General features: G+C 60.2%; 34 protein-coding genes. 31 read left to right on the top strand and 3 right to left on the bottom strand.

The genetic code is table 11. The features are described 5' to 3' along the window. Nucleotides 1–38 precede the first annotated feature (38 nt). The 28 genes from tuf to rplQ all read left to right on the top strand — a co-directional run bounded on the left by tuf (nucleotide 39) and on the right by rplQ (nucleotide 16087). On the top strand, nucleotides 39–1214 hold the full coding sequence (tuf, locus tag N2599_RS10060) for an elongation factor Tu (RefSeq protein WP_027508614.1): 1176 nt from the start codon (nucleotides 39–41) through the stop codon (nucleotides 1212–1214). A gap of 260 nt (nucleotides 1215–1474) precedes the next feature. Next, on the top strand, nucleotides 1475–1783 hold the full coding sequence (rpsJ, locus tag N2599_RS10055) for a 30S ribosomal protein S10 (protein WP_003547547.1): 309 nt from the start codon (nucleotides 1475–1477) through the stop codon (nucleotides 1781–1783). A 34-nt stretch (nucleotides 1784–1817) separates the two neighbouring features. Beyond that, nucleotides 1818–2459, top strand: coding sequence for a 50S ribosomal protein L3 (gene rplC / locus N2599_RS10050; protein ID WP_027509258.1), 642 nt, complete (start codon nucleotides 1818–1820; stop codon nucleotides 2457–2459). 13 nt (nucleotides 2460–2472) lie between these two features. Further along, nucleotides 2473–3093 (top strand): 50S ribosomal protein L4, encoded by a 621-nt coding sequence (gene rplD / locus N2599_RS10045; RefSeq protein WP_027509259.1) that lies wholly within the window; start codon nucleotides 2473–2475, stop codon nucleotides 3091–3093. Further along, nucleotides 3090–3383, top strand: coding sequence for a 50S ribosomal protein L23 (locus tag N2599_RS10040; protein WP_027509260.1), 294 nt, complete (start codon nucleotides 3090–3092; stop codon nucleotides 3381–3383). The genes rplD and N2599_RS10040 overlap by 4 nt, the downstream gene beginning before the upstream one ends. Before the next feature lie 11 nt (nucleotides 3384–3394). Then, on the top strand, nucleotides 3395–4231 hold the full coding sequence (rplB, locus tag N2599_RS10035) for a 50S ribosomal protein L2 (RefSeq protein ID WP_027509261.1): 837 nt from the start codon (nucleotides 3395–3397) through the stop codon (nucleotides 4229–4231). 15 nt (nucleotides 4232–4246) lie between these two features. Further along, on the top strand, nucleotides 4247–4525 hold the full coding sequence (rpsS, locus tag N2599_RS10030; RefSeq protein ID WP_007531666.1) for a 30S ribosomal protein S19: 279 nt from the start codon (nucleotides 4247–4249) through the stop codon (nucleotides 4523–4525). Nucleotides 4526–4527: 2 nt separating this feature from the next. Further along, a complete protein-coding gene (gene rplV, locus N2599_RS10025; protein ID WP_027509262.1) occupies nucleotides 4528–4917 on the top strand; it encodes a 50S ribosomal protein L22 in 390 nt (129 codons plus the stop codon). After that, a complete protein-coding gene (rpsC, locus tag N2599_RS10020; RefSeq protein ID WP_027509263.1) occupies nucleotides 4917–5636 on the top strand; it encodes a 30S ribosomal protein S3 in 720 nt (239 codons plus the stop codon). Before rplV ends, rpsC begins: the two co-directional genes overlap by 1 nt. A 36-nt stretch (nucleotides 5637–5672) precedes the next feature. Next, the gene (gene rplP / locus N2599_RS10015) at nucleotides 5673–6086 is read left to right on the top strand and encodes a 50S ribosomal protein L16 (RefSeq protein WP_022718386.1); all 414 of its coding nucleotides are present in this window, start codon (nucleotides 5673–5675) and stop codon (nucleotides 6084–6086) included. A 10-nt stretch (nucleotides 6087–6096) separates the two neighbouring features. Then, nucleotides 6097–6297 (top strand): 50S ribosomal protein L29, encoded by a 201-nt coding sequence (gene rpmC, locus N2599_RS10010; protein WP_022718385.1) that lies wholly within the window; start codon nucleotides 6097–6099, stop codon nucleotides 6295–6297. A 12-nt stretch (nucleotides 6298–6309) separates the two neighbouring features. Then, a complete protein-coding gene (rpsQ, locus tag N2599_RS10005) occupies nucleotides 6310–6549 on the top strand; it encodes a 30S ribosomal protein S17 (protein ID WP_003547557.1) in 240 nt (79 codons plus the stop codon). A 264-nt stretch (nucleotides 6550–6813) separates the two neighbouring features. Next, complete coding sequence (gene rplN, locus N2599_RS10000; RefSeq protein WP_027509264.1) at nucleotides 6814–7182, top strand: 50S ribosomal protein L14; 369 nt, start codon at nucleotides 6814–6816, stop codon at nucleotides 7180–7182. A gap of 12 nt (nucleotides 7183–7194) precedes the next feature. Further along, nucleotides 7195–7503 carry a 50S ribosomal protein L24 gene (rplX, locus tag N2599_RS09995; protein ID WP_027509265.1) on the top strand — a complete coding sequence of 103 codons (309 nt, stop codon included), beginning with the start codon at nucleotides 7195–7197 and terminating at the stop codon, nucleotides 7501–7503. Further along, entirely contained in the window at nucleotides 7496–8053 is a 558-nt protein-coding gene (gene rplE / locus N2599_RS09990; RefSeq protein ID WP_027509266.1) for a 50S ribosomal protein L5, read from the top strand. Before rplX ends, rplE begins: the two co-directional genes overlap by 8 nt. A 32-nt stretch (nucleotides 8054–8085) precedes the next feature. Then, on the top strand, nucleotides 8086–8391 hold the full coding sequence (gene rpsN / locus N2599_RS09985; RefSeq protein ID WP_027509267.1) for a 30S ribosomal protein S14: 306 nt from the start codon (nucleotides 8086–8088) through the stop codon (nucleotides 8389–8391). 12 nt (nucleotides 8392–8403) lie between these two features. Next, entirely contained in the window at nucleotides 8404–8802 is a 399-nt protein-coding gene (gene rpsH, locus N2599_RS09980) for a 30S ribosomal protein S8 (protein ID WP_022718381.1), read from the top strand. Nucleotides 8803–8844: 42 nt separating this feature from the next. Then, nucleotides 8845–9378 carry a 50S ribosomal protein L6 gene (rplF, locus tag N2599_RS09975; protein WP_027509268.1) on the top strand — a complete coding sequence of 178 codons (534 nt, stop codon included), beginning with the start codon at nucleotides 8845–8847 and terminating at the stop codon, nucleotides 9376–9378. A 12-nt stretch (nucleotides 9379–9390) separates the two neighbouring features. Next, nucleotides 9391–9753 carry a 50S ribosomal protein L18 gene (rplR, locus tag N2599_RS09970; RefSeq protein WP_027509269.1) on the top strand — a complete coding sequence of 121 codons (363 nt, stop codon included), beginning with the start codon at nucleotides 9391–9393 and terminating at the stop codon, nucleotides 9751–9753. A gap of 131 nt (nucleotides 9754–9884) precedes the next feature. After that, complete coding sequence (gene rpsE / locus N2599_RS09965; RefSeq protein ID WP_027509270.1) at nucleotides 9885–10454, top strand: 30S ribosomal protein S5; 570 nt, start codon at nucleotides 9885–9887, stop codon at nucleotides 10452–10454. Between the two features lie 14 nt (nucleotides 10455–10468). Then, complete coding sequence (gene rpmD / locus N2599_RS09960; RefSeq protein WP_022718377.1) at nucleotides 10469–10678, top strand: 50S ribosomal protein L30; 210 nt, start codon at nucleotides 10469–10471, stop codon at nucleotides 10676–10678. A 16-nt stretch (nucleotides 10679–10694) separates the two neighbouring features. Beyond that, nucleotides 10695–11168: a 50S ribosomal protein L15 gene (gene rplO / locus N2599_RS09955; protein WP_027509271.1), complete on the top strand. Its 474-nt coding sequence runs from the start codon at nucleotides 10695–10697 to the stop codon at nucleotides 11166–11168. 235 nt (nucleotides 11169–11403) lie between these two features. Continuing rightward, a complete protein-coding gene (gene secY, locus N2599_RS09950) occupies nucleotides 11404–12744 on the top strand; it encodes a preprotein translocase subunit SecY (protein WP_027509272.1) in 1341 nt (446 codons plus the stop codon). Beyond that, the gene (locus N2599_RS09945) at nucleotides 12741–13391 is read left to right on the top strand and encodes an adenylate kinase (RefSeq protein ID WP_027509273.1); all 651 of its coding nucleotides are present in this window, start codon (nucleotides 12741–12743) and stop codon (nucleotides 13389–13391) included. Before secY ends, N2599_RS09945 begins: the two co-directional genes overlap by 4 nt. Before the next feature lie 226 nt (nucleotides 13392–13617). Continuing rightward, nucleotides 13618–13986, top strand: coding sequence for a 30S ribosomal protein S13 (gene rpsM, locus N2599_RS09940; RefSeq protein ID WP_022718373.1), 369 nt, complete (start codon nucleotides 13618–13620; stop codon nucleotides 13984–13986). A 127-nt stretch (nucleotides 13987–14113) separates the two neighbouring features. Continuing rightward, nucleotides 14114–14503, top strand: coding sequence for a 30S ribosomal protein S11 (gene rpsK / locus N2599_RS09935; protein ID WP_022718372.1), 390 nt, complete (start codon nucleotides 14114–14116; stop codon nucleotides 14501–14503). Between the two features lie 103 nt (nucleotides 14504–14606). Beyond that, nucleotides 14607–15617, top strand: a complete 1011-nt coding sequence (locus N2599_RS09930; protein WP_027509274.1) for a DNA-directed RNA polymerase subunit alpha — start codon at nucleotides 14607–14609, stop codon at nucleotides 15615–15617. 47 nt (nucleotides 15618–15664) lie between these two features. After that, on the top strand, nucleotides 15665–16087 hold the full coding sequence (gene rplQ / locus N2599_RS09925; RefSeq protein ID WP_027509275.1) for a 50S ribosomal protein L17: 423 nt from the start codon (nucleotides 15665–15667) through the stop codon (nucleotides 16085–16087). Between the two features lie 300 nt (nucleotides 16088–16387). Here rplQ and msrQ read toward each other — a convergent pair whose 3' ends face one another. Both msrQ and msrP read right to left on the bottom strand, forming a co-directional pair. Continuing rightward, nucleotides 16388–17044, bottom strand: coding sequence for a protein-methionine-sulfoxide reductase heme-binding subunit MsrQ (gene msrQ, locus N2599_RS09920; protein WP_027509276.1), 657 nt, complete (start codon nucleotides 17042–17044; stop codon nucleotides 16388–16390). After that, entirely contained in the window at nucleotides 17044–17991 is a 948-nt protein-coding gene (gene msrP / locus N2599_RS09915) for a protein-methionine-sulfoxide reductase catalytic subunit MsrP (protein WP_027509277.1), read from the bottom strand. The genes msrQ and msrP overlap by 1 nt, the downstream gene beginning before the upstream one ends. 328 nt (nucleotides 17992–18319) lie before the next feature. Here msrP and ilvD point away from each other — a divergent pair, with 328 nt between their 5' ends. The 3 genes from ilvD (at nucleotide 18320) to N2599_RS09900 (ending at nucleotide 20840) form a co-directional block, all read left to right on the top strand. Continuing rightward, complete coding sequence (gene ilvD, locus N2599_RS09910; RefSeq protein WP_027509278.1) at nucleotides 18320–20158, top strand: dihydroxy-acid dehydratase; 1839 nt, start codon at nucleotides 18320–18322, stop codon at nucleotides 20156–20158. A gap of 135 nt (nucleotides 20159–20293) precedes the next feature. Further along, complete coding sequence (locus N2599_RS09905; protein ID WP_027509279.1) at nucleotides 20294–20515, top strand: type II toxin-antitoxin system PrlF family antitoxin; 222 nt, start codon at nucleotides 20294–20296, stop codon at nucleotides 20513–20515. Beyond that, nucleotides 20502–20840, top strand: coding sequence for a type II toxin-antitoxin system PemK/MazF family toxin (locus N2599_RS09900; RefSeq protein WP_037141538.1), 339 nt, complete (start codon nucleotides 20502–20504; stop codon nucleotides 20838–20840). The genes N2599_RS09905 and N2599_RS09900 overlap by 14 nt, the downstream gene beginning before the upstream one ends. A gap of 10 nt (nucleotides 20841–20850) precedes the next feature. On the opposite strand, the gene N2599_RS09895 is transcribed toward N2599_RS09900, so the two are convergent. Next, entirely contained in the window at nucleotides 20851–21201 is a 351-nt protein-coding gene (locus N2599_RS09895; RefSeq protein WP_051336510.1) for a lysozyme inhibitor LprI family protein, read from the bottom strand. Nucleotides 21202–21219: the final 18 nt, after the last annotated feature.

Below are 21219 nucleotides of genomic sequence, written 5' to 3'. Positions count from 1 at the left end.
TAGATCCCTTCGGGGACTAGCAGAATGGAGAGCCGGAAATGGCAAAGAGTAAGTTTGAGCGCAACAAGCCGCACGTTAACATTGGCACGATCGGCCACGTTGACCACGGCAAGACGTCTCTGACGGCGGCGATCACGAAGTATTTCGGCGAATACAAGGCGTATGACCAGATCGACGCTGCACCGGAAGAAAAGGCCCGCGGCATCACGATCTCGACGGCGCACGTCGAATACGAGACGGCTGCCCGCCACTACGCGCACGTCGACTGCCCCGGTCACGCCGACTACGTGAAGAACATGATCACCGGTGCGGCGCAGATGGACGGTGCGATCCTGGTGTGCTCGGCTGCTGACGGCCCGATGCCGCAGACCCGCGAACACATCCTGCTCGCCCGCCAGGTCGGCGTTCCGGCGATCGTCGTGTTCCTGAACAAGGTCGACCAGGTTGACGACGCCGAGCTTCTCGAGCTCGTCGAGCTGGAAGTGCGCGAACTTCTGTCGTCCTACGACTTCCCGGGCGACGACATCCCGGTGGTCAAGGGTTCGGCGCTGGCCGCACTTGAAGATTCCGACAAGACGATCGGCGAAGACGCGATCCGCGAGCTGATGGCCCAGGTCGACGCCTACATCCCGACGCCGGAGCGTCCGATCGACCAGCCGTTCCTGATGCCGATCGAAGACGTGTTCTCGATCTCGGGCCGCGGCACGGTCGTCACCGGTCGCGTCGAGCGCGGCATCGTCAAGGTTGGCGAGGAAGTCGAAATCGTCGGCATCCGCCCGACCTCGAAGACGACGGTGACCGGCGTTGAAATGTTCCGCAAGCTGCTCGACCAGGGCCAGGCCGGCGACAACATCGGCGCGCTGATCCGCGGCGTGAACCGTGACGGCGTCGAGCGCGGCCAGATTCTGTGCAAGCCGGGTTCGGTGAAGCCGCACAAGAAGTTCAAGGCCGAAGCCTACATCCTGACGAAGGAAGAAGGCGGCCGTCATACGCCGTTCTTCACGAACTACCGCCCGCAGTTCTACTTCCGCACGACGGACGTGACGGGCATCGTGACGCTGCCGGAAGGCACGGAAATGGTGATGCCGGGCGATAACGTCACGGTTGACGTCGAGCTGATCGTGCCGATCGCCATGGAAGAAAAGCTGCGCTTTGCCATCCGCGAAGGCGGCCGCACCGTCGGCGCCGGCATCGTCGCCAGCATCGTCGAGTAATCTTTTAAGCAAGCGGCCTCAGGGCCGCTTGCTTATGACATAAAAATGTAGCAAATGGCGCGCGAGCGCGATTTGCTTCTGCTTCGGCTTCGAGGCAGGCAATGAACAGATAAGGTGGGCCTTAAGGCCCGGAGACTGGAAAGGGACCTCGTTTCGGTGTCCCCTTCGATCTTTGAAACCGGTGGTCCGCCTTAGGAAAAGAAGAACAGCCCGTGCCGTTTTGCTGGCACGCGGAGTAACAAAGACAAGGATAACGTCGAATGAACGGCCAAAATATCCGCATTCGCCTGAAGGCGTTCGATCACCGAATTCTCGATGCTTCCACGCGCGAGATTGTGTCGACGGCGAAGCGCACCGGCGCAAGTGTCCGGGGCCCCGTTCCGCTTCCGACCCGCATCGAGAAGTTTACGGTCAACCGGTCCCCGCACATCGACAAGAAGAGCCGCGAGCAGTTCGAGATGCGCACGCATAAGCGCCTCCTCGACATCGTAGACCCGACCCCGCAGACGGTAGACGCGCTGATGAAGCTCGATCTCGCCGCCGGTGTCGATGTTGAGATCAAGCTCTGAGCCTGGCTCGAGCGGATTTGGAAGGATTGAACCGATGCGTTCAGGTGTGATTGCACAGAAGGTGGGAATGACCCGCGTCTACAACGACGCCGGCGAGCATGTCCCGGTAACGGTATTGCGTATGGAAGGCTGCCAGGTCGTTTCTACGCGCACCGTCGAAAAGAATGGCTATACCGCAGTTCAGCTCGGTGCTGGCCAGGCGAAGGTTAAAAACACGTCCAAGGCGATGCGCGGCAACTTTGCCGTTGCCAACGTCGAGCCGAAGGCCAAGCTTGCTGAATTCCGCGTGACGGAAGACAATCTGCTGGAAGTCGGCACGGAGATCAAGGCTGGTCACTTCGCTGCAGGTCAGCTCGTCGACGTGACGGGTACGACCATCGGTAAGGGCTTTGCCGGCGCCATGAAGCGCCACGGCTTCGGCGGTCTGCGCGCCACGCACGGTGTGTCCGTTTCGCACCGCTCGCATGGTTCGACGGGTTCGCGCCAGGATCCGGGCAAGGTTTTCAAGAACAAGAAGATGGCTGGTCACATGGGCCAGACGCGCGTAACGACTCAGAACCTGGAAGTGGTTTCGACCGATGAAGATCGCGGTCTGATCCTGATCAAGGGTGCAGTACCGGGTTCCAAGGGTGCCTGGATCATCGTGCGCGATGCCGTCAAGTCGGCAGCGAAGTAAGGGAGCCGGACCAATGGAATTCAACGTCAAGACCCTCGAGGGAAAAGACGCAGGGAAGGTTTCTCTTTCTGATGCGATTTTCGGCCTCGAGCCCCGCGAAGACATTCTCGCCCGCGTTATCCGCTGGCAGCTTGCCAAGAAGCAGCAGGGCACGCACAAGACCAAGGGCCGCGCCGAAGTCTGGCGCACCGGCGCCAAGATGTACAAGCAGAAGGGTACGGGCCGCGCTCGTCACCATTCAGCTCGCGCTCCGCAGTTCCGCGGCGGTGGCAAGGCTCACGGCCCGGTTGTTCGCAGCCACGAACACGACCTTCCGAAGAAGGTTCGCGCTCTCGGCCTGCGTCTCGCTCTGTCGGCAAAACTGAAGTCCGATGATGTCATCGTCATCGACAACCTGGTCGCTGCTGAAGCAAAGACCAAGGCTCTCGCCTCCGTTTTCGAGACGCTGGGCCTGACCAATGCGCTCTTCATTGGCGGCGCTGAGCTTGATGGCAACTTCAAGCTTGCAGCAAAGAACATCCCGAACATCGATGTTCTGCCGATCCAGGGCATCAACGTTTACGACATCGTGCGCCGCGGCAAGCTCGTGCTTTCCAAGGCAGCCGTTGAAGCGCTAGAGGAGCGATTCAAGTGACCGATCTTCGCCACTATGATGTGATCGTCTCGCCGGCGATCACCGAAAAGTCCACGCTGGTATCGGAAAACAACCAGGTTGTTTTCAATGTCGCCAAGGCGGCCACGAAGCCGGAAATCAAGGCTGCAGTCGAGGCGCTCTTCGGCGTCAAAGTCACGGCCGTCAACACTCTGCTCCGCAAGGGCAAGACCAAGCGTTTCAAAGGTTTTGTCGGCAAGCAGAAGGACGTGAAGAAGGCTGTCGTCACTCTGGCTGAAGGCCAGACGATCGACGTCTCCACCGGTCTCTGAGGAATAAGAAAATGGCATTGAAAACATTCAATCCTACAACCCCGAGCCAGCGCCAGCTGGTCATCGTCGATCGCTCCTCGCTCTACAAGGGCAAGCCGGTCAAGGCGCTGACGGAAGGCCTGACGAAAAGCGGCGGTCGTAACAACCTCGGCCGCATCACGGCCCGCTTCATCGGCGGCGGTCACAAGCGTACGTATCGTCTGGTCGACTTCAAGCGTCGCAAGTTCGACGTCGAAGGCACCGTCGAGCGTATCGAATACGACCCGAACCGCACCGCGTTCATCGCGCTCGTCACCTACGCCGACGGCGAAAAGGCCTATATCCTCGCTCCGCAGCGCCTTGCTGCCGGCGACAAGGTTATCGCTTCGGAGAAGGCTGTCGACGTGAAGCCCGGCAACACCATGCCGCTGCAGTTCATCCCGGTCGGCTCCATCATCCACAACGTGGAAATGAAGCCGGGCAAGGGCGGTCAGATCGCACGTTCGGCTGGCGGTTACGCACAGCTCGTCGGCCGCGACGCTGGCATGGCTATCCTTCGCCTCAACTCCGGCGAACAGCGCCTCGTGCACGGCAGCTGCCTGGCGTCGATCGGTGCGGTTTCGAACCCGGACCACGGCAACATCAATGATGGCAAGGCCGGTCGTACTGTCTGGCGCGGCAAGCGTCCGCATAACCGCGGTGTCGTGATGAACCCTGTCGACCATCCGCACGGCGGTGGTGAAGGCCGCACGTCGGGTGGCCGTCATCCGGTTAGCCCGTGGGGCAAGCCGACCAAGGGCAAGCGTACCCGGTCGAACAAGTCGACCGACAAGATGATCATGCGCTCGCGTCATCAGCGTAAGAAGTAAGAGAGGAAGTCTCCAATGGCTCGTTCAGTATGGAAAGGTCCGTTCGTTGACGGCTATCTTCTCAAGAAGGCTGAGAAGGTTCGTGAAGGCGGACGTGCAGAAGTAATCAAGATCTGGAGCCGTCGCTCCACGATCCTGCCGCAGTTCGTCGGTCTCACCTTCGGCGTCTACAACGGCAGCAAGCATGTTCCGGTCAGCGTCAATGAAGACATGGTCGGCCACAAATTCGGTGAATTCTCTCCGACCCGGACCTATTACGGTCACGGTGCGGACAAGAAGGCAAAGAGGAAGTAACAATGGGCAAGGCAAAAGCCGAACGCCGGCTGAAGGACAACGAGGCGCAAGCAGTCGCCCGCACGCTCCGCGTCAGCCCACAGAAGCTCAACCTGGTTGCTGCGACCATCCGCGGCAAGAAGGTTGACCGTGCACTCGCTGAGCTGGAATTCTCCCGCAAGCGCATCGCAGGCGCCGTCAGGAAGACGCTCGAATCTGCGATCGCCAACGCCGAGAACAACCATGATCTCGACGTTGACTCGCTGGTCGTGGCGGAAGCCTATGTCGGCAAGTCGATCGTCATGAAGCGCTTCCACGCTCGTGGCCGCGGCCGTGCATCTCGCATCGAGAAGCCGTTCGCGCACCTGACGATAGTCGTCCGCGAAGTGCAGGCACAAGAGGAGGCCGCATAATGGGTCAGAAAATCAATCCAATCGGTTTCCGTCTTGGCATCAACCGTACCTGGGATAGCCGCTGGTTCGCGGACAATGCCGAATACGGTCAGCTGCTGCACGAAGACCTGAAGATGCGTAAGTTCGTCATGAGCGAACTGAAGCAGGCTGGTATTGCAAAGGTCGTCATCGAGCGTCCGCACAAGAAGTGCCGCGTCACGATCCACTCGGCTCGTCCGGGTCTGATCATCGGCAAGAAGGGTGCAGACATCGACAAGCTCCGCAAGAAGCTGTCGGACATGACGAACTCGGAAACGCACCTCAACATCGTCGAAGTGCGCAAGCCGGAAGTCGACGCGACGCTCGTCGCCCAGTCGATCGCCCAGCAGCTGGAACGCCGCGTGGCCTTCCGCCGCGCCATGAAGCGTGCTGTTCAGTCTGCAATGCGTCTTGGCGCCGAAGGCATCAGGATCACCTGCGCAGGCCGTCTCGGCGGTGCGGAAATCGCTCGTACCGAATGGTACCGCGAAGGCCGCGTTCCGCTGCACACCCTGCGTGCGGACATCGACTACGGTACGGCTGAAGCCGAAACCGCATTCGGCATCTGCGGCATCAAGGTCTGGATCTTCAAGGGCGAAATCCTTGAGCACGATCCGATGGCCTCCGAGCGCCGCGCACTCGAGGGTGACGCTCAGGGTCCGGCAAGCCGTGACCGCGATCGTCGCCGCGACAACGCTTAATAGCGTTGGTGGCAGATAAGTTCGGAGAATAAGAAAATGTTGCAGCCAAAGCGTACCAAGTACCGCAAGCAATTCAAGGGCCGCATCAAGGGCGTCGCCAAGGGTGGTTCCGACCTCGCCTTCGGTGAATTCGGCCTGAAGGCTCAGGAGCCCAACCGCGTCAACGCACGTGAAATCGAAGCGGCCCGCCGCGCGATCACGCGCTACATGAAGCGCGCCGGCCGTGTATGGATCCGCGTGTTCCCGGACGTTCCGGTAACCGCAAAGCCGACCGAAGTCCGCATGGGTAAGGGTAAGGGCTCCGTCGAATATTGGGCATGCAAGGTCAAGCCTGGCCGAATGATGTTCGAGATCGACGGCGTCACCGAAGAAATCGCCCGCGAGGCGCTTCGTCTCGGCTCGGCCAAACTCTCGGTCAAGACGCGTTTCGTTCAGCGCATTGCAGAGTAAGGAGAGGCAGATGAAAGCCGAAGAAGTCCGCGGCCTCACGGCCGATCAGCTCAAGGACAAGCTCGCCAACCTCAAGAAGGAGCAGTTCAACCTGCGCTTCCAGAAGGCAACCGGTCAGCTCGAAAAGTCCTCGCGCATCAACGAAGTCCGCAAGGACATCGCCCGCGTGAAAACCATTGCCCGCCAGAAGGCGGCAGAAGCAAAGGCGTAAAGGAAAAAGAACATGCCGAAGCGCATTCTGCAGGGCGTTGTCGTTGGCGACAAGAACGAGAAGACTGTCGTAGTTCGCGTTGAGCGCCGTTTCGCTCACCCGCTGCTTCAGAAGACCGTTCGTCGTTCCAAGAAGTACAAGGCCCACGACGAGAACAACCAGTATAAGATCGGCGATACCGTATCCATCGAGGAATGCGCACCGATCTCCAAGGACAAGCGCTGGACGGTCATTTCCGCCCAGGGCAAGTAACAGAATTTTGTGCGAGGCCTTGCGTCTCGCTGAAATTTCTGTATGAAGCAGCGTCAGAACGCTCGAATGCCGGGCGTTCTTTTGCTTTGAGCGCATGGAAGGTCCCGTCGGGAAACCACCTTGGCACGATTTTTCCCGCGCTATTCAAGCTATTGCCGTGTCTGTACCCGTCCTTGAGGCGGGTTCGGTGGGCTGACAATTTTCATGAGCCGGGGTAGGGGGCGAAAGCCCAACCATTCCGGTAAAACAAGAAGGCGACCTGATATGATTCAGATGCAAACAAACCTCGACGTCGCGGATAATTCCGGCGCGCGTCGTGTCATGTGCATCAAGGTGCTGGGCGGCTCAAAGCGCAAGTATGCCTCGATCGGCGACGTCATCGTCGTTTCGATCAAGGAAGCGATCCCGCGCGGCCGCGTGAAGAAGGGTGACGTGATGAAGGCGGTGGTTGTTCGTACCGCCAAGGAAATCCGTCGCGTAGATGGCAGTGTCATCCGCTTCGACACGAATGCAGCAGTCCTCATCGACAACAAGAAAGAGCCGATCGGCACCCGTATCTTCGGACCGGTTCCGCGCGAACTTCGCGCCAAGAACCACATGAAGATCATCTCGCTGGCTCCCGAAGTACTGTAAGGAGCGGGAACGATGCAGAAGATTCGTAAAGGCGACAAGGTCGTCATGCTCGCAGGCAAGGACAAGGGCCGTACCGGCGAAGTCCTTCAGGTTCTTCCGAAGGAAGATCGCGCGGTCGTCCGTGGCGTCAACGTCGTCAAGCGCCATCAGCGCCAGACGCAGTCGCAGGAAGCCGGCATCATCAGCAAGGAAGCCTCGGTTCACCTGTCAAACGTTGCAATCGTCGACAAGGACGGCAAGCCGACTCGTGTCGGTTTCAAGGTCGTTGACGGCAAGAAGGTCCGTGTGGCCAAGCGTTCTGGAGATGTGATCGATGGCTGAGGCAAAATACGAGCCGCGGCTCAAGAAGGAATATGTCGAGCGCATTCGCAAGGCGATGCAGGAGAAGTTCTCCTACGCCAATGAGATGCAGATCCCGAAGCTCGACAAGATCGTAATCAACATGGGTATTGGCGAAGCCACGGCTGATTCGAAGAAGCCGACGGTTGCCGCAGCCGACCTGGCAGCGATCGCTGGCCAGAAGGCGGTCATCACCCGTGCACGCAACTCCATCGCTGGCTTCAAGGTCCGCGAGCAGATGCCGATCGGCGCCAAGGTTACCCTGCGCGGCGCCCGCATGTACGAGTTCCTGGACCGTCTCGTGAACATCGCGCTTCCGCGCGTTCGCGACTTCCGCGGCCTGAACCCGAAGAGCTTTGACGGCCGTGGCAACTTCGCCATGGGCATCAAGGAACACATTGTGTTCCCTGAGATCAACTACGACAAGGTTGATCAGATGTGGGGCATGGACATCATCGTTTGCACGACGGCAACGAAGGACGACGAAGCGCGGGCTCTGCTGACAGAGTTCAACTTCCCGTTCCGTCAGTAACCGTAACGACGAGCGTAGAAAAGGAACCTGACATGGCGAAGACAAGCGCAGTTGAAAAGAACAAGCGCCGCCGTACTACGGTCGCAAATCAGGCTGCCAAGCGCGCAGCCCTGAAGGCGATCATCATGAACCAGTCTCTTCCGATCGACGAGCGGTTCAAGGCCTCGATCAAGCTGGCATCCCTGCCGCGCGATGGATCAAAGACCCGCATTCGCAACCGTTGCGAAGTATCGGGCCGCCCGCGCGCGTACTACCGCAAACTGCGCATGTCGCGTATCGCGCTGCGTGAACTGGGCAATCTCGGCAAGGTGCCGGGCATCGTCAAGTCGAGCTGGTAAGGAGCAGGTTAGATGACAATGACTGATCCGTTGGGCGATATGCTCACTCGCATCCGCAACGGCGCTTCCCGCCGCAAGTCGTCGGTTTCGACGCCTGCGTCCAAGCTCCGTGCACGCGTTCTTGATGTTCTGCAGTCCGAAGGCTACATCCGTGGCTATTCCGTTGTCGATTTCGGCAATGGCAAGTCGGAACTCAGCATCGAGCTGAAGTACTACGAAGGCACATCGGTGATCCGTGAGATCGGCCGTGTGTCCAAGCCGGGCCGCCGGGTTTATGTCTCGGTCAAGTCCATTCCGCAGGTTGCGAACGGCCTCGGCATCACCATCCTTTCGACCCCGAAGGGTGTGATGGCCGATCACCAGGCTCGCGAACAGAACGTTGGTGGCGAGGTTCTTTGCTCTGTCTTCTAAGACAGGGCAGGGATCTCCATAGCGAACAGACAGGATTGAAACATGTCTCGTATCGGTAAGAAGCCCGTTCAGGTACCTGCTGGGATCACGGCTACGGTCGATGGCCAGAAGGTTACTGCAAAGGGCCCGAAGGGCGAGCTGTTCTTCGTCGCAAACGACGAAGTCGGCGTAAAGCTCGAAGATAATGCGGTCGTGGTCACGCCGCTCAACCAGACCAAGGATGCTCGCGCAAAGTGGGGTATGTCCCGCACGATGATCGAGAACATCTTCAAGGGCGTCAAGGACGGTTACGAGCGCAAGCTCGAAATCAACGGCGTCGGTTACCGTGCATCCTTGCAGGGCAAGAACCTGCAGCTGGCTCTCGGCTTCAGCCACGACGTGGTCTATGAGCCGCCGGTCGGTATCTCGATCGCTGTTCCGAAGCCGACGGAAATCGTCGTCACGGGCATCAACAAGCAGCAGGTCGGCCAGGTTGCAGCGGAAATCCGCGAGTACCGCGGCCCCGAGCCCTACAAGGGCAAGGGCGTGAAGTATGCTGACGAGCGTATCGTCCGCAAAGAAGGCAAGAAGAAGTAAGGATCACGCGAAATGGCTAGCAGGAAAGAAGCACTTGCACGTCGTGCCAACCGCGTGCGCCGTCAAATCAAGTCGGTGGCCAATGGCCGTCCGCGCCTGTCGGTTCATCGCTCCTCGAAGAACATCTACGCTCAGGTCATCGATGATGTGGCCGGCAAGACGCTCGCGTCTGCCTCCACGCTCGACAAGGATCTGCGCGGTTCTCTGAAGACCGGTGCCGACACCGCAGCAGCTGCCCTCGTCGGCAAGCTCGTTGCAGAGCGCGCCTCCAAGGCCGGCGTCAACGAAGTCGTATTCGATCGTGGCGCCTTCATCTATCACGGCCGCATCAAGGCTCTGGCAGATGCAGCCCGCGAAGGCGGTCTGACCTTCTAAAGAGATTTCCGGCCGCACGTCTTTGACGGCGGCCGGATTTTCACCGGACCGCAAACGCTCCCGCAGGGGAGGCCGATGCGGTCCTCGTTTTGTTTGCCGATTGCACCCGGAAAAGAAAAAGGAAGAGGACAATGGCACAGGAAAGAAGGGGCTCTCGCGACGATCGCCAGAGCCGCGAAGAGCGCGACAGCGAATTCGTCGACAAGCTTGTCGCGATCAATCGCGTCGCCAAAGTCGTCAAGGGCGGCCGCCGTTTCGGTTTTGCCGCTCTCGTCGTCGTCGGTGACCAGAAGGGCCGCGTAGGCTTCGGTCACGGCAAGGCACGCGAAGTGCCGGAAGCCATCCGCAAGGCAACAGAAGCCGCCAAGCGCGAGCTGATCTTCGTTCCCCTGCGTGAAGGCCGCACGCTGCATCACGACGTCCATGGCCGCCATGGCGCCGGCAAGGTTCTGCTGCGCTCGGCCAAGGTCGGTACCGGTATCATCGCCGGCGGTCCGATGCGCGCCGTTTTCGAAACGCTCGGCGTTCACGACGTTGTCGCCAAGTCGACCGGTTCCTCGAACCCGTACAACATGGTTCGCGCAACCTTCGACGCCCTGAAGCACCAGGTTCACCCGAAGGACATCGCAGCTCAGCGCGGCATCAAGTATGCTACGCTTCAGGCTCGCCGTGCCGCCTCCGGCAACGCCTCTGAAGAATAAGAGGAGTCTGACCCATGGCTAAGGCTACCAAGAAGACCGAAGCGAAGACGGTTACCGTCGAGCAGATCGGCAGCCCGATTCGTCGGCCGGCAGTACAGCGTCAGACGCTGATCGGCCTCGGCCTCAACAAGATGCACCGGACCCGCACCCTGGAAGATACGCCTTCCGTTCGCGGCATGATCCGTGCTGTCCAGCATCTCGTTCGCGTCGTCGACGAGAAGTGAGACGGAGGTTATCATCATGAAACTCAATGAAATCAAAGATAACGAAGGTTCGACCCATAGCCGTAAGCGCCTCGGCCGCGGTATCGGTTCGGGCTCCGGCAAGACCGGTGGTCGCGGTGTGAAGGGTCAGAAGTCCCGTTCCGGCGTCGCCATCAACGGTTTCGAAGGCGGCCAGATGCCAATCTACCGCCGTCTGCCGAAGCGCGGCTTCACGAACATCTTCAAGGACGACTTCGCCGTCGTCTCGCTTGCACGCATCCAGGCTGCGATCGACGCCGGCAAGCTAGACGCCAAGGCGACTGTCGACGCCGCTGCCCTCAAGGCGGCCGGTGTGATCCGCCGCGCCAAGGACGGTGTTCGCGTTCTCGGCGACGGTGAGCTGAAGGCAAAGATCAAGCTCGAAGTCGCAGGCGCTTCCAAGCCTGCCGTCGAGAAGATCGAAAAGGCCGGCGGTTCGATCACGCTTCTTTCTGCCGCAGCGGCAGAATAATAATCTTATGATATGTCGCCCGGGGTGGCTTCACACCGGGCGATTTTGCTCCCATATGTGGGCCTCACAAGAATCAGCATCGTTGCACACAGCAGCGTGCCGGTTTCGACGAAATCAAGGGTGAGGCATAGGTTGCGCCAGCAATCCATCCGAAGCCCGGTTGTGAATAATTTGAATACCGATTCCGGGTCCGGCACTCGCTCGAAGCGCCCGAATTGGTAGCGCGGAGAATCGCATGGCGTCTGCAGCGGAACAGTTGGCTTCCAACCTTAATTTCTCGACCTTCGCCAAAGCCGAGGATCTCAAGAAGCGCCTGTGGTTCACGCTGGCAGCTCTCCTCGTCTATCGCCTTGGTACGCACATTCCGCTTCCGGGCCTGAATCCTGAAGCCTATGCCCAGGCCTTCCGCGGCCAGGCAGGCGGCATTCTCGGCCTCTTCAACATGTTTTCGGGCGGCGCCGTCGAGCGCATGGCGATCTTCGCGCTCGGCATCATGCCCTATATCTCCGCCTCCATTATCGTGCAGCTGATGACCTCGGTCGTGCCGGCGCTCGAAAACCTGAAGAAGGAAGGCGAACAGGGCCGCAAGATCATCAACCAGTACACCCGCTACGGAACGGTGCTGCTCGGCGCGCTGCAGGCCTACGGCATCGCGGTCGGCCTTGAAAGCGGCAGCGGCCTCGTGGTCGATCCGGGCTGGTTCTTCCGCGTTTCCACGGTCATCACTCTGCTCGGCGGCACGATGTTCCTGATGTGGCTCGGCGAGCAGATCACCTCGCGCGGCATCGGCAACGGCATTTCGCTGATCATCTTCGCGGGCATCGCCGCCGGCCTTCCGAGCGCGCTTGCCGGTACCCTCGAGCTCGGCCGCACCGGCGCGCTTTCGACGTCGCTGATTCTCGCGGTCATCCTGATCGCAATCGCCGTTATCGCCGTCATCGTCTTCGTTGAACGTGCCCAGCGCCGGCTGCTGATCCAGTATCCGAAGCGTCAGGTGGGCAACCGCATGTTCCAGGGCGATACGTCGCACCTTCCGCTGAAGCTCAACACCTCCGGCGTCATTCCGGCAATCTTCGCTTCGTCGCTGCTGCTTCTGCCGGCAACCGTGGCGGGCTTTGCCAATACGACGTCCCTCCCGTCCTGGGCAACCACGATCGTTGCAGCGCTCGGCCATGGCCAGCCGCTCTACATGCTGCTCTATGCGGCATTGATCGCCTTCTTCGCGTTCTTCTACACGGCCATCGTCTTCAATCCGAAGGACACGGCCGATAACCTGAAGAAGCACGGCGGCTTCATCCCCGGCATTCGTCCGGGCGAGCGCACCGCCGAGTATATCGATTTCGTCCTGACCCGCGTCACGGTCATCGGCGCGATCTATCTCGTCTTCGTCTGCATCCTGCCTGAGATCCTGGTGTCGCAAACCGGCATCCCATTAGCCCTTGGTGGTACTTCGCTTTTGATCGTGGTTAGCGTAACTCTTGATACGGTGGCTCAGATCCAGGGTCATCTGATCGCACAGCAGTACGAAGGCCTGATCAAGAAATCGAAGTTGCGTGGAGGAAAGAGGGGGCGATGAGACTCATACTTTTGGGGCCGCCGGGTGCGGGCAAGGGAACCCAGGCCCAGCGGATCGTGGAAAAGTACGGCATTCCGCAACTTTCCACGGGTGATATGCTTCGTGCAGCCGTTCACGCCGGAACCGAGGTCGGCAAACGCGCAGATGCCTTGATGAAGGCGGGCAAACTGGTTCCTGACGAAGTCGTCAATGCCATCGTCTCCGAACGCATCGACCAGCCGGACTGTGCGAAAGGCTTCATCCTCGACGGCTTTCCCCGGACGCTGGTCCAGGCGGACGCCACTGAAGCGATGCTTCGCGCAAAGGGTCTCGACCTGTCCGTCGTCATCGAGTTGAAGGTCGACGATGACGAGCTCATTCGCCGTGTTGCAGGGCGCTATTCATGCGCGCAGTGCGGCAGCGTGTACCACGACACCGACAAGGCTCCGGCCAGCGAAGGCGTCTGCGACAAGTGCGGTTCGACGCATTTCAAGCGCCGGCCGGACGATAATCCGGAGACGATGACGGCGCGACTTCAGGTCTACTACAAGGAAACCTCGCCGTTGATCGGCTATTACCACGCCAAGGGGAAGCTCAAGAGCGTGGATGGTATGGCCGATATGGATCACGTCACGCGCGAGATCGAAGCCATTCTTTCGAAGCTGTAAAGCTTTGAAAATAAACTTGGCGGGACCAGTTGCCATTCGGCGCTGATTCCGCTAAACACCGCGCCAACTCGCGACATTCAATGCGATCGGCGCGGATTTCCCAAGGAAGTCCGGGTTCGGTCGTTTTGACATGTTACGAACCCAAATTTGCACGAGCGGCCCTTCGGAGGGCGGCATAATCGAAGCCCTCTTGCCGGATGGCAACTGGAACTCAAGGAGAATAGGCGTGGCACGTATCGCTGGCGTCAACATCCCGACTGCGAAGCGCGTCGTTATCGCGCTGACCTACATTCACGGGATCGGTTCGAAATTCGCACAGGAAATCGTCGAGAAGGTCGGCATCCCGGCTGATCGCCGCGTGCACCAGCTCACGGACGCTGAAGTTCTTCAGATCCGCGAAACGATCGACCGCGACTATCAGGTCGAAGGTGATCTTCGTCGCGAAACCTCGATGAACATCAAGCGCCTGATGGACCTCGGCTGCTACCGCGGCCTGCGTCATCGCCGCGGCCTGCCGGTTCGCGGTCAGCGCACGCACACCAATGCCCGCACCCGCAAGGGCCCGGCAAAGGCGATCGCTGGTAAGAAGAAGTAATTTTGAGGCAGTAGGCAATAGGCAGCAGGCATGAGGGGAGTCCCTATTGCCTACTGCCTAAATCCTATTGGCTCGAAGGTGTAGCCGCTGGCATTACGGCGGTGAAGATATCCAGGAAAGGGATACAATGGCCAAGGAAGCCGTCCGCGTTCGCCGTCGCGAACGTAAAAACATCTCGTCGGGTGTGGCTCATGTCAACTCGACCTTCAACAACACGATGATCACCATCACTGACGCGCAGGGCAACGCGATCGCCTGGTCCTCCGCTGGTGCCAAGGGCTTCAAGGGTTCACGCAAGTCGACCCCGTTCGCGGCCCAGATCGCTGCTGAAGATGCTGCCAAGAAGGCGCAGGAACATGGCATGAAGTCGCTGGAAGTCGAAGTTTGCGGTCCGGGTTCTGGCCGTGAATCGGCTCTGCGCGCGCTCCAGGCTGCCGGTTTCATGATCACGTCCATCCGCGACGTGACGCCGATCCCGCACAATGGCTGCCGCCCGCGCAAGAAGCGCCGCGTCTGATCATCGCCACTCACAACACCGGTGAGCGTTTTGTTGACGCTCCCGGTGCTTCTCAAGCTCGGTTGCCACGATTGGATGGTGGCAACGAACGGAAGGCAAAACAATGATTCAGAAGAACTGGCAGGAATTGATCAAGCCGAACAAGGTCGAGTTCGCTTCGAGCTCGCGCATCAAGGCGACGCTCGTTGCAGAGCCGCTGGAGCGCGGTTTCGGCCTGACTCTCGGCAACGCGCTTCGCCGCGTTCTGCTCTCGTCGCTGCGCGGTGCCGCTGTGACGGCCGTGCAGATCGACGGCGTGCTGCACGAATTCTCCTCGATTCCGGGCGTCCGCGAAGACGTGACGGATATCGTGCTCAACATCAAGGAAATCGCCATCAAGATGGATGGCGATGACGCAAAGCGCATGGTCGTCCGCAAGCAGGGCCCGGGCGTTGTGACGGCTGGCGACATCCAGACGGTCGGCGATATTGAAATCCTCAACCCCGAGCATGTGATTTGCACGCTCGATGAGGGCGCCGAAATCCGCATGGAATTCACCGTCAACAACGGCAAGGGCTACGTTCCGGCCGAACGCAACCGTGCGGAAGATGCTCCGATCGGTCTCATCCCGGTCGACAGCCTCTATTCGCCGGTCAAGAAGGTGTCCTACAAGGTTGAAAATACCCGCGAAGGACAGGTTCTCGACTACGACAAGCTGTCGATGACCATCGAAACCGATGGCTCGATTACCGGCGAAGATGCCGTCGCTTTTGCGGCTCGCATCCTCCAGGACCAGCTTGGCGTCTTCGTCAACTTCGACGAGCCGCAGAAGGAAACCGAAGAAGAAGCAGTCACCGAACTCGCTTTCAACCCGGCGCTCCTCAAGAAGGTAGACGAACTCGAACTGTCGGTCCGCTCGGCAAACTGCCTAAAGAACGACAACATCGTCTACATCGGCGACCTCATTCAGAAGACCGAAGCAGAAATGCTCCGCACGCCGAATTTTGGTCGCAAGTCGCTGAACGAAATCAAGGAAGTTCTCGCTTCCATGGGGCTGCACCTCGGCATGGAAGTGCCGGCATGGCCGCCCGAGAACATCGAAGATCTCGCCAAGCGGTATGAAGACCAGTACTAACACCATCAAACGGCGGGCGAGATGCCTGCATGTGAAGGAGAATAGCCATGCGCCACGGTAAAGCCGGCCGCAAGCTGAACAGAACCGCAAGCCACCGCAAGGCGATGTTCGCCAACATGGCGGCTTCGCTCATCACGCATGAGCAGATCGTGACGACCCTGCCGAAGGCAAAGGAAATCCGTCCGATCGTTGAAAAGCTCGTCACGCTCGGCAAGCGCGGCGACCTGCACGCCCGCCGTCAGGCGATCTCGCAGATCAAGGACGCCGCTGTCGTTGCGAAACTCTTCGACACGATCGCTTCGCGCTACGCAACCCGCCACGGCGGCTACCTGCGTATCATGAAGGCCGGCTTCCGCCAGGGCGACAACGCCGCTCTCGCCGTCATCGAATTCGTTGACCGCGACACCTTCGCCAAGGGCGCAGCCGACAAGGCCCGCACCGCTGCCGAAGAGCAGGCCGTCGCCGCTTAATATTGCCCGGTTCGCCGGAAGCAGAACAGCCGGGCTGAGAAGCCCGGCTGTTTTTGTTATGCGCCCAGCATGGGCGCATTCTTGCGGGTGCAAGTCCCACCGTAAGCTGGTCATAGCGAGCGAAGAGAAGCGCAACTGCGATCGAACGGAAATAGGACGACGACGAGTACAAGGAAGATCAAGTCCAAGCGCGGTGCTCGGCCCCATGCACGGCTATTTTCGGAACTGACTGCTCGGTCACACGGGGGCACCGTAGCGTCAAGCCTTGTTGAGGTCGGCTGCAAAGATGTCGCTCCAAGGTCAGGAAACCGCTGCGGGGACTCCGGTTCGTGCCTTCTGTTGCCCGCGCTTCCTGCTGCGCGCGATCGGCCGCCAGGAGCGGTAGAGGATCAAGAAGATCAGCAGGCTGACATAGATATATTGCTCGAGGCTGAGGACCTTGGTCGACAGCGCGAAATGCAGCGCGCCACAGGCGGCCACGATATAGACGAGGCGGTGGAGGCGGACCCAGTTCGGGCCGAGACGGCGGATCGAGAAATTGTTGGATGTCAACGCAAGCGGAATGAGCAGCGTCATGCCCGCCATGCCGAACATGATGAAGGGGCGTTTCACGACATCGTCGATGACAGCTTGAATGATGAAGGCTTGGTCGAGCACCATGTAGACGGTGAAGTGCATCGCGACATAGTAGAAACAGAGCAGACCGAGGGCGCGGCGGTAGCGCAAATAGTTCCAACCGAAGAGCTCGCGGGCAGGGCTGACGGCAAGCGTCAAGATCAGGAAGCGGATTGCCCAGAGGCCGAGGAAAAGCTCGAAGATCTTCACCGGATCGGCGCCGAGCCCGCCTGTGGCGCCGAGGTAGAAATACCAGGCGGCAGGCAGGAGACCCACGACATAGAGCGCCCAGACGGAGGCAGGCTGCCAGCGTTTCGGTAGCGCGAGCGGAAATTCAGCCATCAGAAATTCGCCTTCAGGTCCATGCCGGCATAGAGGCTCGCGACCTCATCGGCGTAGCCGTTGAAGGGCAGCGTCGGATGGCGGCTGGCACCGAAGAAGCCGCTTTCGCCGATGCGGCGTTCGCTCGCCTGGCTCCAGCGCGGATGGTCGACCGCCGGGTTGACGTTGGCATAGAAGCCGTATTCCTGCGGGTTGGTAACCTGCCAGGTGTTCTTCGGCTGCTGGTCGGTGAGCGTGATCTTCACGATCGACTTGATGCCCTTGAAGCCGTATTTCCACGGCACGACCAGGCGGATCGGCGCGCCGTTCTGGTTCGGCAGCGTCTGGCCGTAGAGCCCCACGGCAAGCAGCGTCAGCGGATGACGGGCTTCGTCGAGGCGCAGGCCCTCGACATAGGGCCATTCGAGCGATTGGAAGATGCCCTTCTGGCCCGGCATCTCGTCCGGACGGACGACGGTTTCGAAGGCGACGTATTTGGCGCTGCCCAGCGGCTCCACCTTGTCGAGCAGGGCTGCGAGCGGGAAGCCGTCCCACGGGATTACCATCGACCAGGCCTCGACGCAGCGCATGCGATAGATGCGCTCCTCGATCGGGAATTCCTTGATGAGCGCTTCGATGTCGAAGGACCCTGGCTTGGCGACCATTCCGTCGATCTCGACGGTCCAGGGCAGGGGCTTGAAGTCGCCGGAAAGCGCTGCGGGGTCTCCCTTGTCGAGGCCGAATTCGTAGAAGTTGTTATAGGTCGTCACATCCTTCAGCGGCGTCGTCTTCTCGTCGACCTTGTACTTGCTCTCGATGACGGAAAGTGCCGCGGCGCTTGCCTTGCCGGCCCCATAGAGCGCCACGGCGCCGAGTGTTGCAGCCCCGAGAAACTCGCGGCGGCGGAGATAGACCTGGCGCGGCGTGATCTCCGAAGACGGGATCTTTGGCGGATAATAAGCCGGCATTTCGAAATCCTCCTGGGCAGGAACGGCCCGATATCTCAATAAACGCATCAGCAGCGTCTTTGGATGACTGTGTAGGCCTTGAAGATTGCATTCGGGAAGCCAATTTTTTGTGTTCGGGTGTGATGGAATAGCTTGTAACAAAAGGCTGCGACCCGCCGTATATGTCCGATGGGCGCAAACCGGCGGCGTACCGGATTTGCCCTTGCCGGTAGTGACAGCCCTCGCCGATTGGATTAGGACAATTCCAAAGTGCAGCGACTGCCGGCCTGCAAGCTTTCTTGCCGTCCCGCATCGTCCGCGCAATTTCCGCAGATCGAGGAAGAAACCGATGCCAGCTTACCGTTCCAGAACCACGACCCACGGCCGCAATATGGCGGGCGCGCGCGGCCTTTGGCGCGCGACGGGCATGAAGGATTCGGACTTCGGCAAGCCGATCATCGCGGTGGTGAATTCCTTCACCCAGTTCGTGCCCGGCCACGTGCACCTCAAGGACCTCGGCCAGCTCGTCGCCCGCGAGATCGAAGCGGCCGGCGGTGTTGCCAAGGAGTTCAACACGATCGCCGTCGACGACGGCATCGCCATGGGCCATGATGGCATGCTCTATTCGCTGCCGTCGCGCGAACTGATCGCCGACAGCGTCGAGTACATGGTCAACGCCCATTGCGCCGACGCCATGGTCTGCATCTCGAACTGCGACAAGATCACCCCCGGCATGCTGATGGCGTCGCTGCGCCTCAACATCCCGACTGTCTTCGTTTCCGGCGGCCCGATGGAAGCCGGCAAGGTGATTCTGCAGGGCAAGACGCATGCGCTCGATCTGGTCGATGCCATGGTTGCCGCAGCCGACGACAAGATGAGTGACGAGGATGTTCAGACGATCGAGCGCTCGGCCTGTCCGACCTGCGGCTCGTGCTCCGGCATGTTCACGGCCAATTCCATGAACTGCCTGACAGAAGCGCTCGGCCTGTCGCTGCCCGGCAACGGCTCGACGCTTGCAACCCATGCGGACCGCAAGCGCCTCTTCGTAGAGGCCGGCCACCTGATCGTCGATCTCGCCCGCCGTTACTACGAACAGGACGACGAAATGGCCCTGCCGCGCAGGATCGCCTCGAAGCAGGCATTCGAAAACGCCATGACGCTCGATATCGCCATGGGCGGCTCGACAAACACCGTTCTGCACATTCTGGCTGCCGCCCATGAAGGCGAGGTCGATTTTACGCTGGCGGACATCGACGCGTTGTCGCGCCGCGTGCCCTGCCTCTCCAAGGTCGCGCCCGCCAAGGCCGACGTGCACATGGAAGACGTCCACCGCGCCGGCGGCATCATGTCGATCCTCGGCGAACTCGACAAGGGCGGCCTGCTGAACCGCGATTGCCCGACCGTTCATGCCGAGACGCTGGGCGATGCCATCGACCACTGGGACATCACCCGCACCAGCAGCGAGACGGTTCGCGATTTTTATCGCGCGGCCCCCGGCGGCATCCCGACCCAGGTCGCCTTCAGCCAGAGTGCCCGCTGGGACGAGCTGGATACCGACCGCGAAAATGGCGTCATCCGCTCGGTCGAACATCCGTTCTCGAAGGATGGCGGCTTGGCGGTCCTCAAGGGCAACCTCGCGCTCGACGGCTGCATCGTCAAGACCGCGGGCGTCGATGAATCGATCCTGAAATTCTCCGGTCCGGCCAAGGTCTTCGAAAGCCAGGATGCGGCCGTGAAGGGCATTCTCAGCAACGAAGTCGTGGCGGGCGATGTGGTCGTGATCCGCTACGAGGGCCCGAAGGGTGGCCCCGGCATGCAGGAAATGCTCTATCCGACCAGCTACCTGAAGTCGAAAGGTCTCGGCAAGGCCTGCGCGCTGATCACCGATGGCCGCTTCTCCGGCGGCACTTCCGGCCTCTCGATCGGCCACGCTTCGCCTGAAGCGGCAAACGGCGGCACGATCGGCCTCGTGCGTCCCGGCGACATGATCGATATCGACATTCCCAACCGAACAATCAGCCTGCGTGTCAGCGACGCCGAGCTTGCGACCCGCCGTTCCGAGCAGGAAGAGAAGGGTTGGCACCCGGCCGAACACCGCAGGCGCAACGTCACGACGGCACTGAAGGCCTACGCGGCCTTCGCGACGAGCGCGGACCGCGGTGCGGTGCGGGACCTCGGCGGCCGCTGAAAAGGCTGCAAGATTTAATCGAACGACGGCGCCGCTGGAATGCGGGCGCCGTTTTTGTTTGTATGCTCGGACAAATATGGAGCACCTTGCATTCCGTAAGGAAATTCCTTACCTTCCGCATGGAGGTGAGACCCTATGATTGCCAGCAAATTGACGAGCAAGGCACAGACGACGATACCGCAAGCTGTCCGCACGGCCCTTCATCTGAAGGAAGGGGACTCGATCATCTATACTTTGGAGGCCAACGGCCGGGTGACGATATCGCGCGCTCCACATGAGACGCCATTGGAAGATCCATTCGGCACTTTCTCCGAATGGGACAGCGAGGCGGATCGCAGAGCCTATGCCGATCTTTAAGCAGGGCGACATCGTTCGCGTGCCTTTTCCCTCCACTGATCGCGACACCCGCCAGCGCAGGCCGGCGCTCGTCGTATCGGCTGGTCAGATCGGTGAAAACGCTGCGCTGCTCTGGGTCGTGATGATCACTTCAGCGGAGAACCGACCCTGGAATGGCGATGTCGCGATTCCCGATTACGTCGCTTCTGGTTTGCCCGCTCCCTCGGTCGTCCGTCCGGTGAAAATCGCCACGGTGGAAAGCCGCCATGTCGAAACGATCGGCAAATTGTCGGACTCGACGGTGGGGGTAGTCCTGACCCACGTGCGGGCTCTGATCGAGGGCTGACCAGATACAGCTACAGCGGCCGGTTGATGTTCTTGTAGGTCTCTTCGAACTGCTTCATCCGCTCGTCATAGGCGGCCTTGATGCAGGCAGCATCAGCCTTGCATTCTTGGCGCTTTTTCAGCCAGGCCGTCTGCTCGTCCTGCAGCGTGCCGCGCGAGCCCATCGCGAGGAGGCCCGAAAGAAGATTGAACGTCGTCGTCATTCGCACGTCGGCGTCGTTGAGCGCGCGGTTGTCGCAGATCACTTTCTCATCCGGCTTCAGTTCCTTCGCATCGCAGTCGAAGCTCGCGGCCCAGGTCGCGCCAGAGCCCAAGCCAGTTGCGGAAATGGCAAGGATGGCGAGGGTGAGGGAACATCTCATGCAACTCTTCCTGTTCTC

Origin of the sequence: Rhizobium sullae (assembly GCF_025200715.1) — a bacterium.
In the GTDB taxonomy this organism is placed as follows: domain Bacteria; phylum Pseudomonadota; class Alphaproteobacteria; order Rhizobiales; family Rhizobiaceae; genus Rhizobium; species Rhizobium sullae.
Note: the sequence above shows the minus strand (reverse complement) of the source record. Positions and strands in the feature narration are given on the sequence as shown.

Coding starts and splice junctions, on each gene's coding strand:
- N2599_RS09900 (WP_037141538.1), top strand. CDS start 20,502: ATGCCGATCTTTAAGCAGGGCGACATCGTTCGCGTGCCTTTTCCCTCC.
- rplF (WP_027509268.1), top strand. CDS start 8,845: ATGTCTCGTATCGGTAAGAAGCCCGTTCAGGTACCTGCTGGGATCACG.
- tuf (WP_027508614.1), top strand. CDS start 39: ATGGCAAAGAGTAAGTTTGAGCGCAACAAGCCGCACGTTAACATTGGC.
- N2599_RS09905 (WP_027509279.1), top strand. CDS start 20,294: ATGATTGCCAGCAAATTGACGAGCAAGGCACAGACGACGATACCGCAA.
- N2599_RS09895 (WP_051336510.1), bottom strand. CDS start 21,201: ATGAGATGTTCCCTCACCCTCGCCATCCTTGCCATTTCCGCAACTGGC.
- rpmD (WP_022718377.1), top strand. CDS start 10,469: ATGGCTAAGGCTACCAAGAAGACCGAAGCGAAGACGGTTACCGTCGAG.
- rplO (WP_027509271.1), top strand. CDS start 10,695: ATGAAACTCAATGAAATCAAAGATAACGAAGGTTCGACCCATAGCCGT.
- rplR (WP_027509269.1), top strand. CDS start 9,391: ATGGCTAGCAGGAAAGAAGCACTTGCACGTCGTGCCAACCGCGTGCGC.
- N2599_RS09930 (WP_027509274.1), top strand. CDS start 14,607: ATGATTCAGAAGAACTGGCAGGAATTGATCAAGCCGAACAAGGTCGAG.
- rplN (WP_027509264.1), top strand. CDS start 6,814: ATGATTCAGATGCAAACAAACCTCGACGTCGCGGATAATTCCGGCGCG.
- rplD (WP_027509259.1), top strand. CDS start 2,473: ATGGAATTCAACGTCAAGACCCTCGAGGGAAAAGACGCAGGGAAGGTT.
- rpsE (WP_027509270.1), top strand. CDS start 9,885: ATGGCACAGGAAAGAAGGGGCTCTCGCGACGATCGCCAGAGCCGCGAA.
- secY (WP_027509272.1), top strand. CDS start 11,404: ATGGCGTCTGCAGCGGAACAGTTGGCTTCCAACCTTAATTTCTCGACC.
- ilvD (WP_027509278.1), top strand. CDS start 18,320: ATGCCAGCTTACCGTTCCAGAACCACGACCCACGGCCGCAATATGGCG.
- rpsJ (WP_003547547.1), top strand. CDS start 1,475: ATGAACGGCCAAAATATCCGCATTCGCCTGAAGGCGTTCGATCACCGA.
- msrQ (WP_027509276.1), bottom strand. CDS start 17,044: ATGGCTGAATTTCCGCTCGCGCTACCGAAACGCTGGCAGCCTGCCTCC.
- rplE (WP_027509266.1), top strand. CDS start 7,496: ATGGCTGAGGCAAAATACGAGCCGCGGCTCAAGAAGGAATATGTCGAG.
- rpsC (WP_027509263.1), top strand. CDS start 4,917: ATGGGTCAGAAAATCAATCCAATCGGTTTCCGTCTTGGCATCAACCGT.
- rplX (WP_027509265.1), top strand. CDS start 7,195: ATGCAGAAGATTCGTAAAGGCGACAAGGTCGTCATGCTCGCAGGCAAG.
- rplC (WP_027509258.1), top strand. CDS start 1,818: ATGCGTTCAGGTGTGATTGCACAGAAGGTGGGAATGACCCGCGTCTAC.
- rplQ (WP_027509275.1), top strand. CDS start 15,665: ATGCGCCACGGTAAAGCCGGCCGCAAGCTGAACAGAACCGCAAGCCAC.
- rpsS (WP_007531666.1), top strand. CDS start 4,247: ATGGCTCGTTCAGTATGGAAAGGTCCGTTCGTTGACGGCTATCTTCTC.
- msrP (WP_027509277.1), bottom strand. CDS start 17,991: ATGCCGGCTTATTATCCGCCAAAGATCCCGTCTTCGGAGATCACGCCG.
- rplP (WP_022718386.1), top strand. CDS start 5,673: ATGTTGCAGCCAAAGCGTACCAAGTACCGCAAGCAATTCAAGGGCCGC.
- rpsN (WP_027509267.1), top strand. CDS start 8,086: ATGGCGAAGACAAGCGCAGTTGAAAAGAACAAGCGCCGCCGTACTACG.
- rpsK (WP_022718372.1), top strand. CDS start 14,114: ATGGCCAAGGAAGCCGTCCGCGTTCGCCGTCGCGAACGTAAAAACATC.
- rplV (WP_027509262.1), top strand. CDS start 4,528: ATGGGCAAGGCAAAAGCCGAACGCCGGCTGAAGGACAACGAGGCGCAA.
- rpsH (WP_022718381.1), top strand. CDS start 8,404: ATGACAATGACTGATCCGTTGGGCGATATGCTCACTCGCATCCGCAAC.
- rplB (WP_027509261.1), top strand. CDS start 3,395: ATGGCATTGAAAACATTCAATCCTACAACCCCGAGCCAGCGCCAGCTG.
- rpsQ (WP_003547557.1), top strand. CDS start 6,310: ATGCCGAAGCGCATTCTGCAGGGCGTTGTCGTTGGCGACAAGAACGAG.
- rpmC (WP_022718385.1), top strand. CDS start 6,097: ATGAAAGCCGAAGAAGTCCGCGGCCTCACGGCCGATCAGCTCAAGGAC.
- N2599_RS09945 (WP_027509273.1), top strand. CDS start 12,741: ATGAGACTCATACTTTTGGGGCCGCCGGGTGCGGGCAAGGGAACCCAG.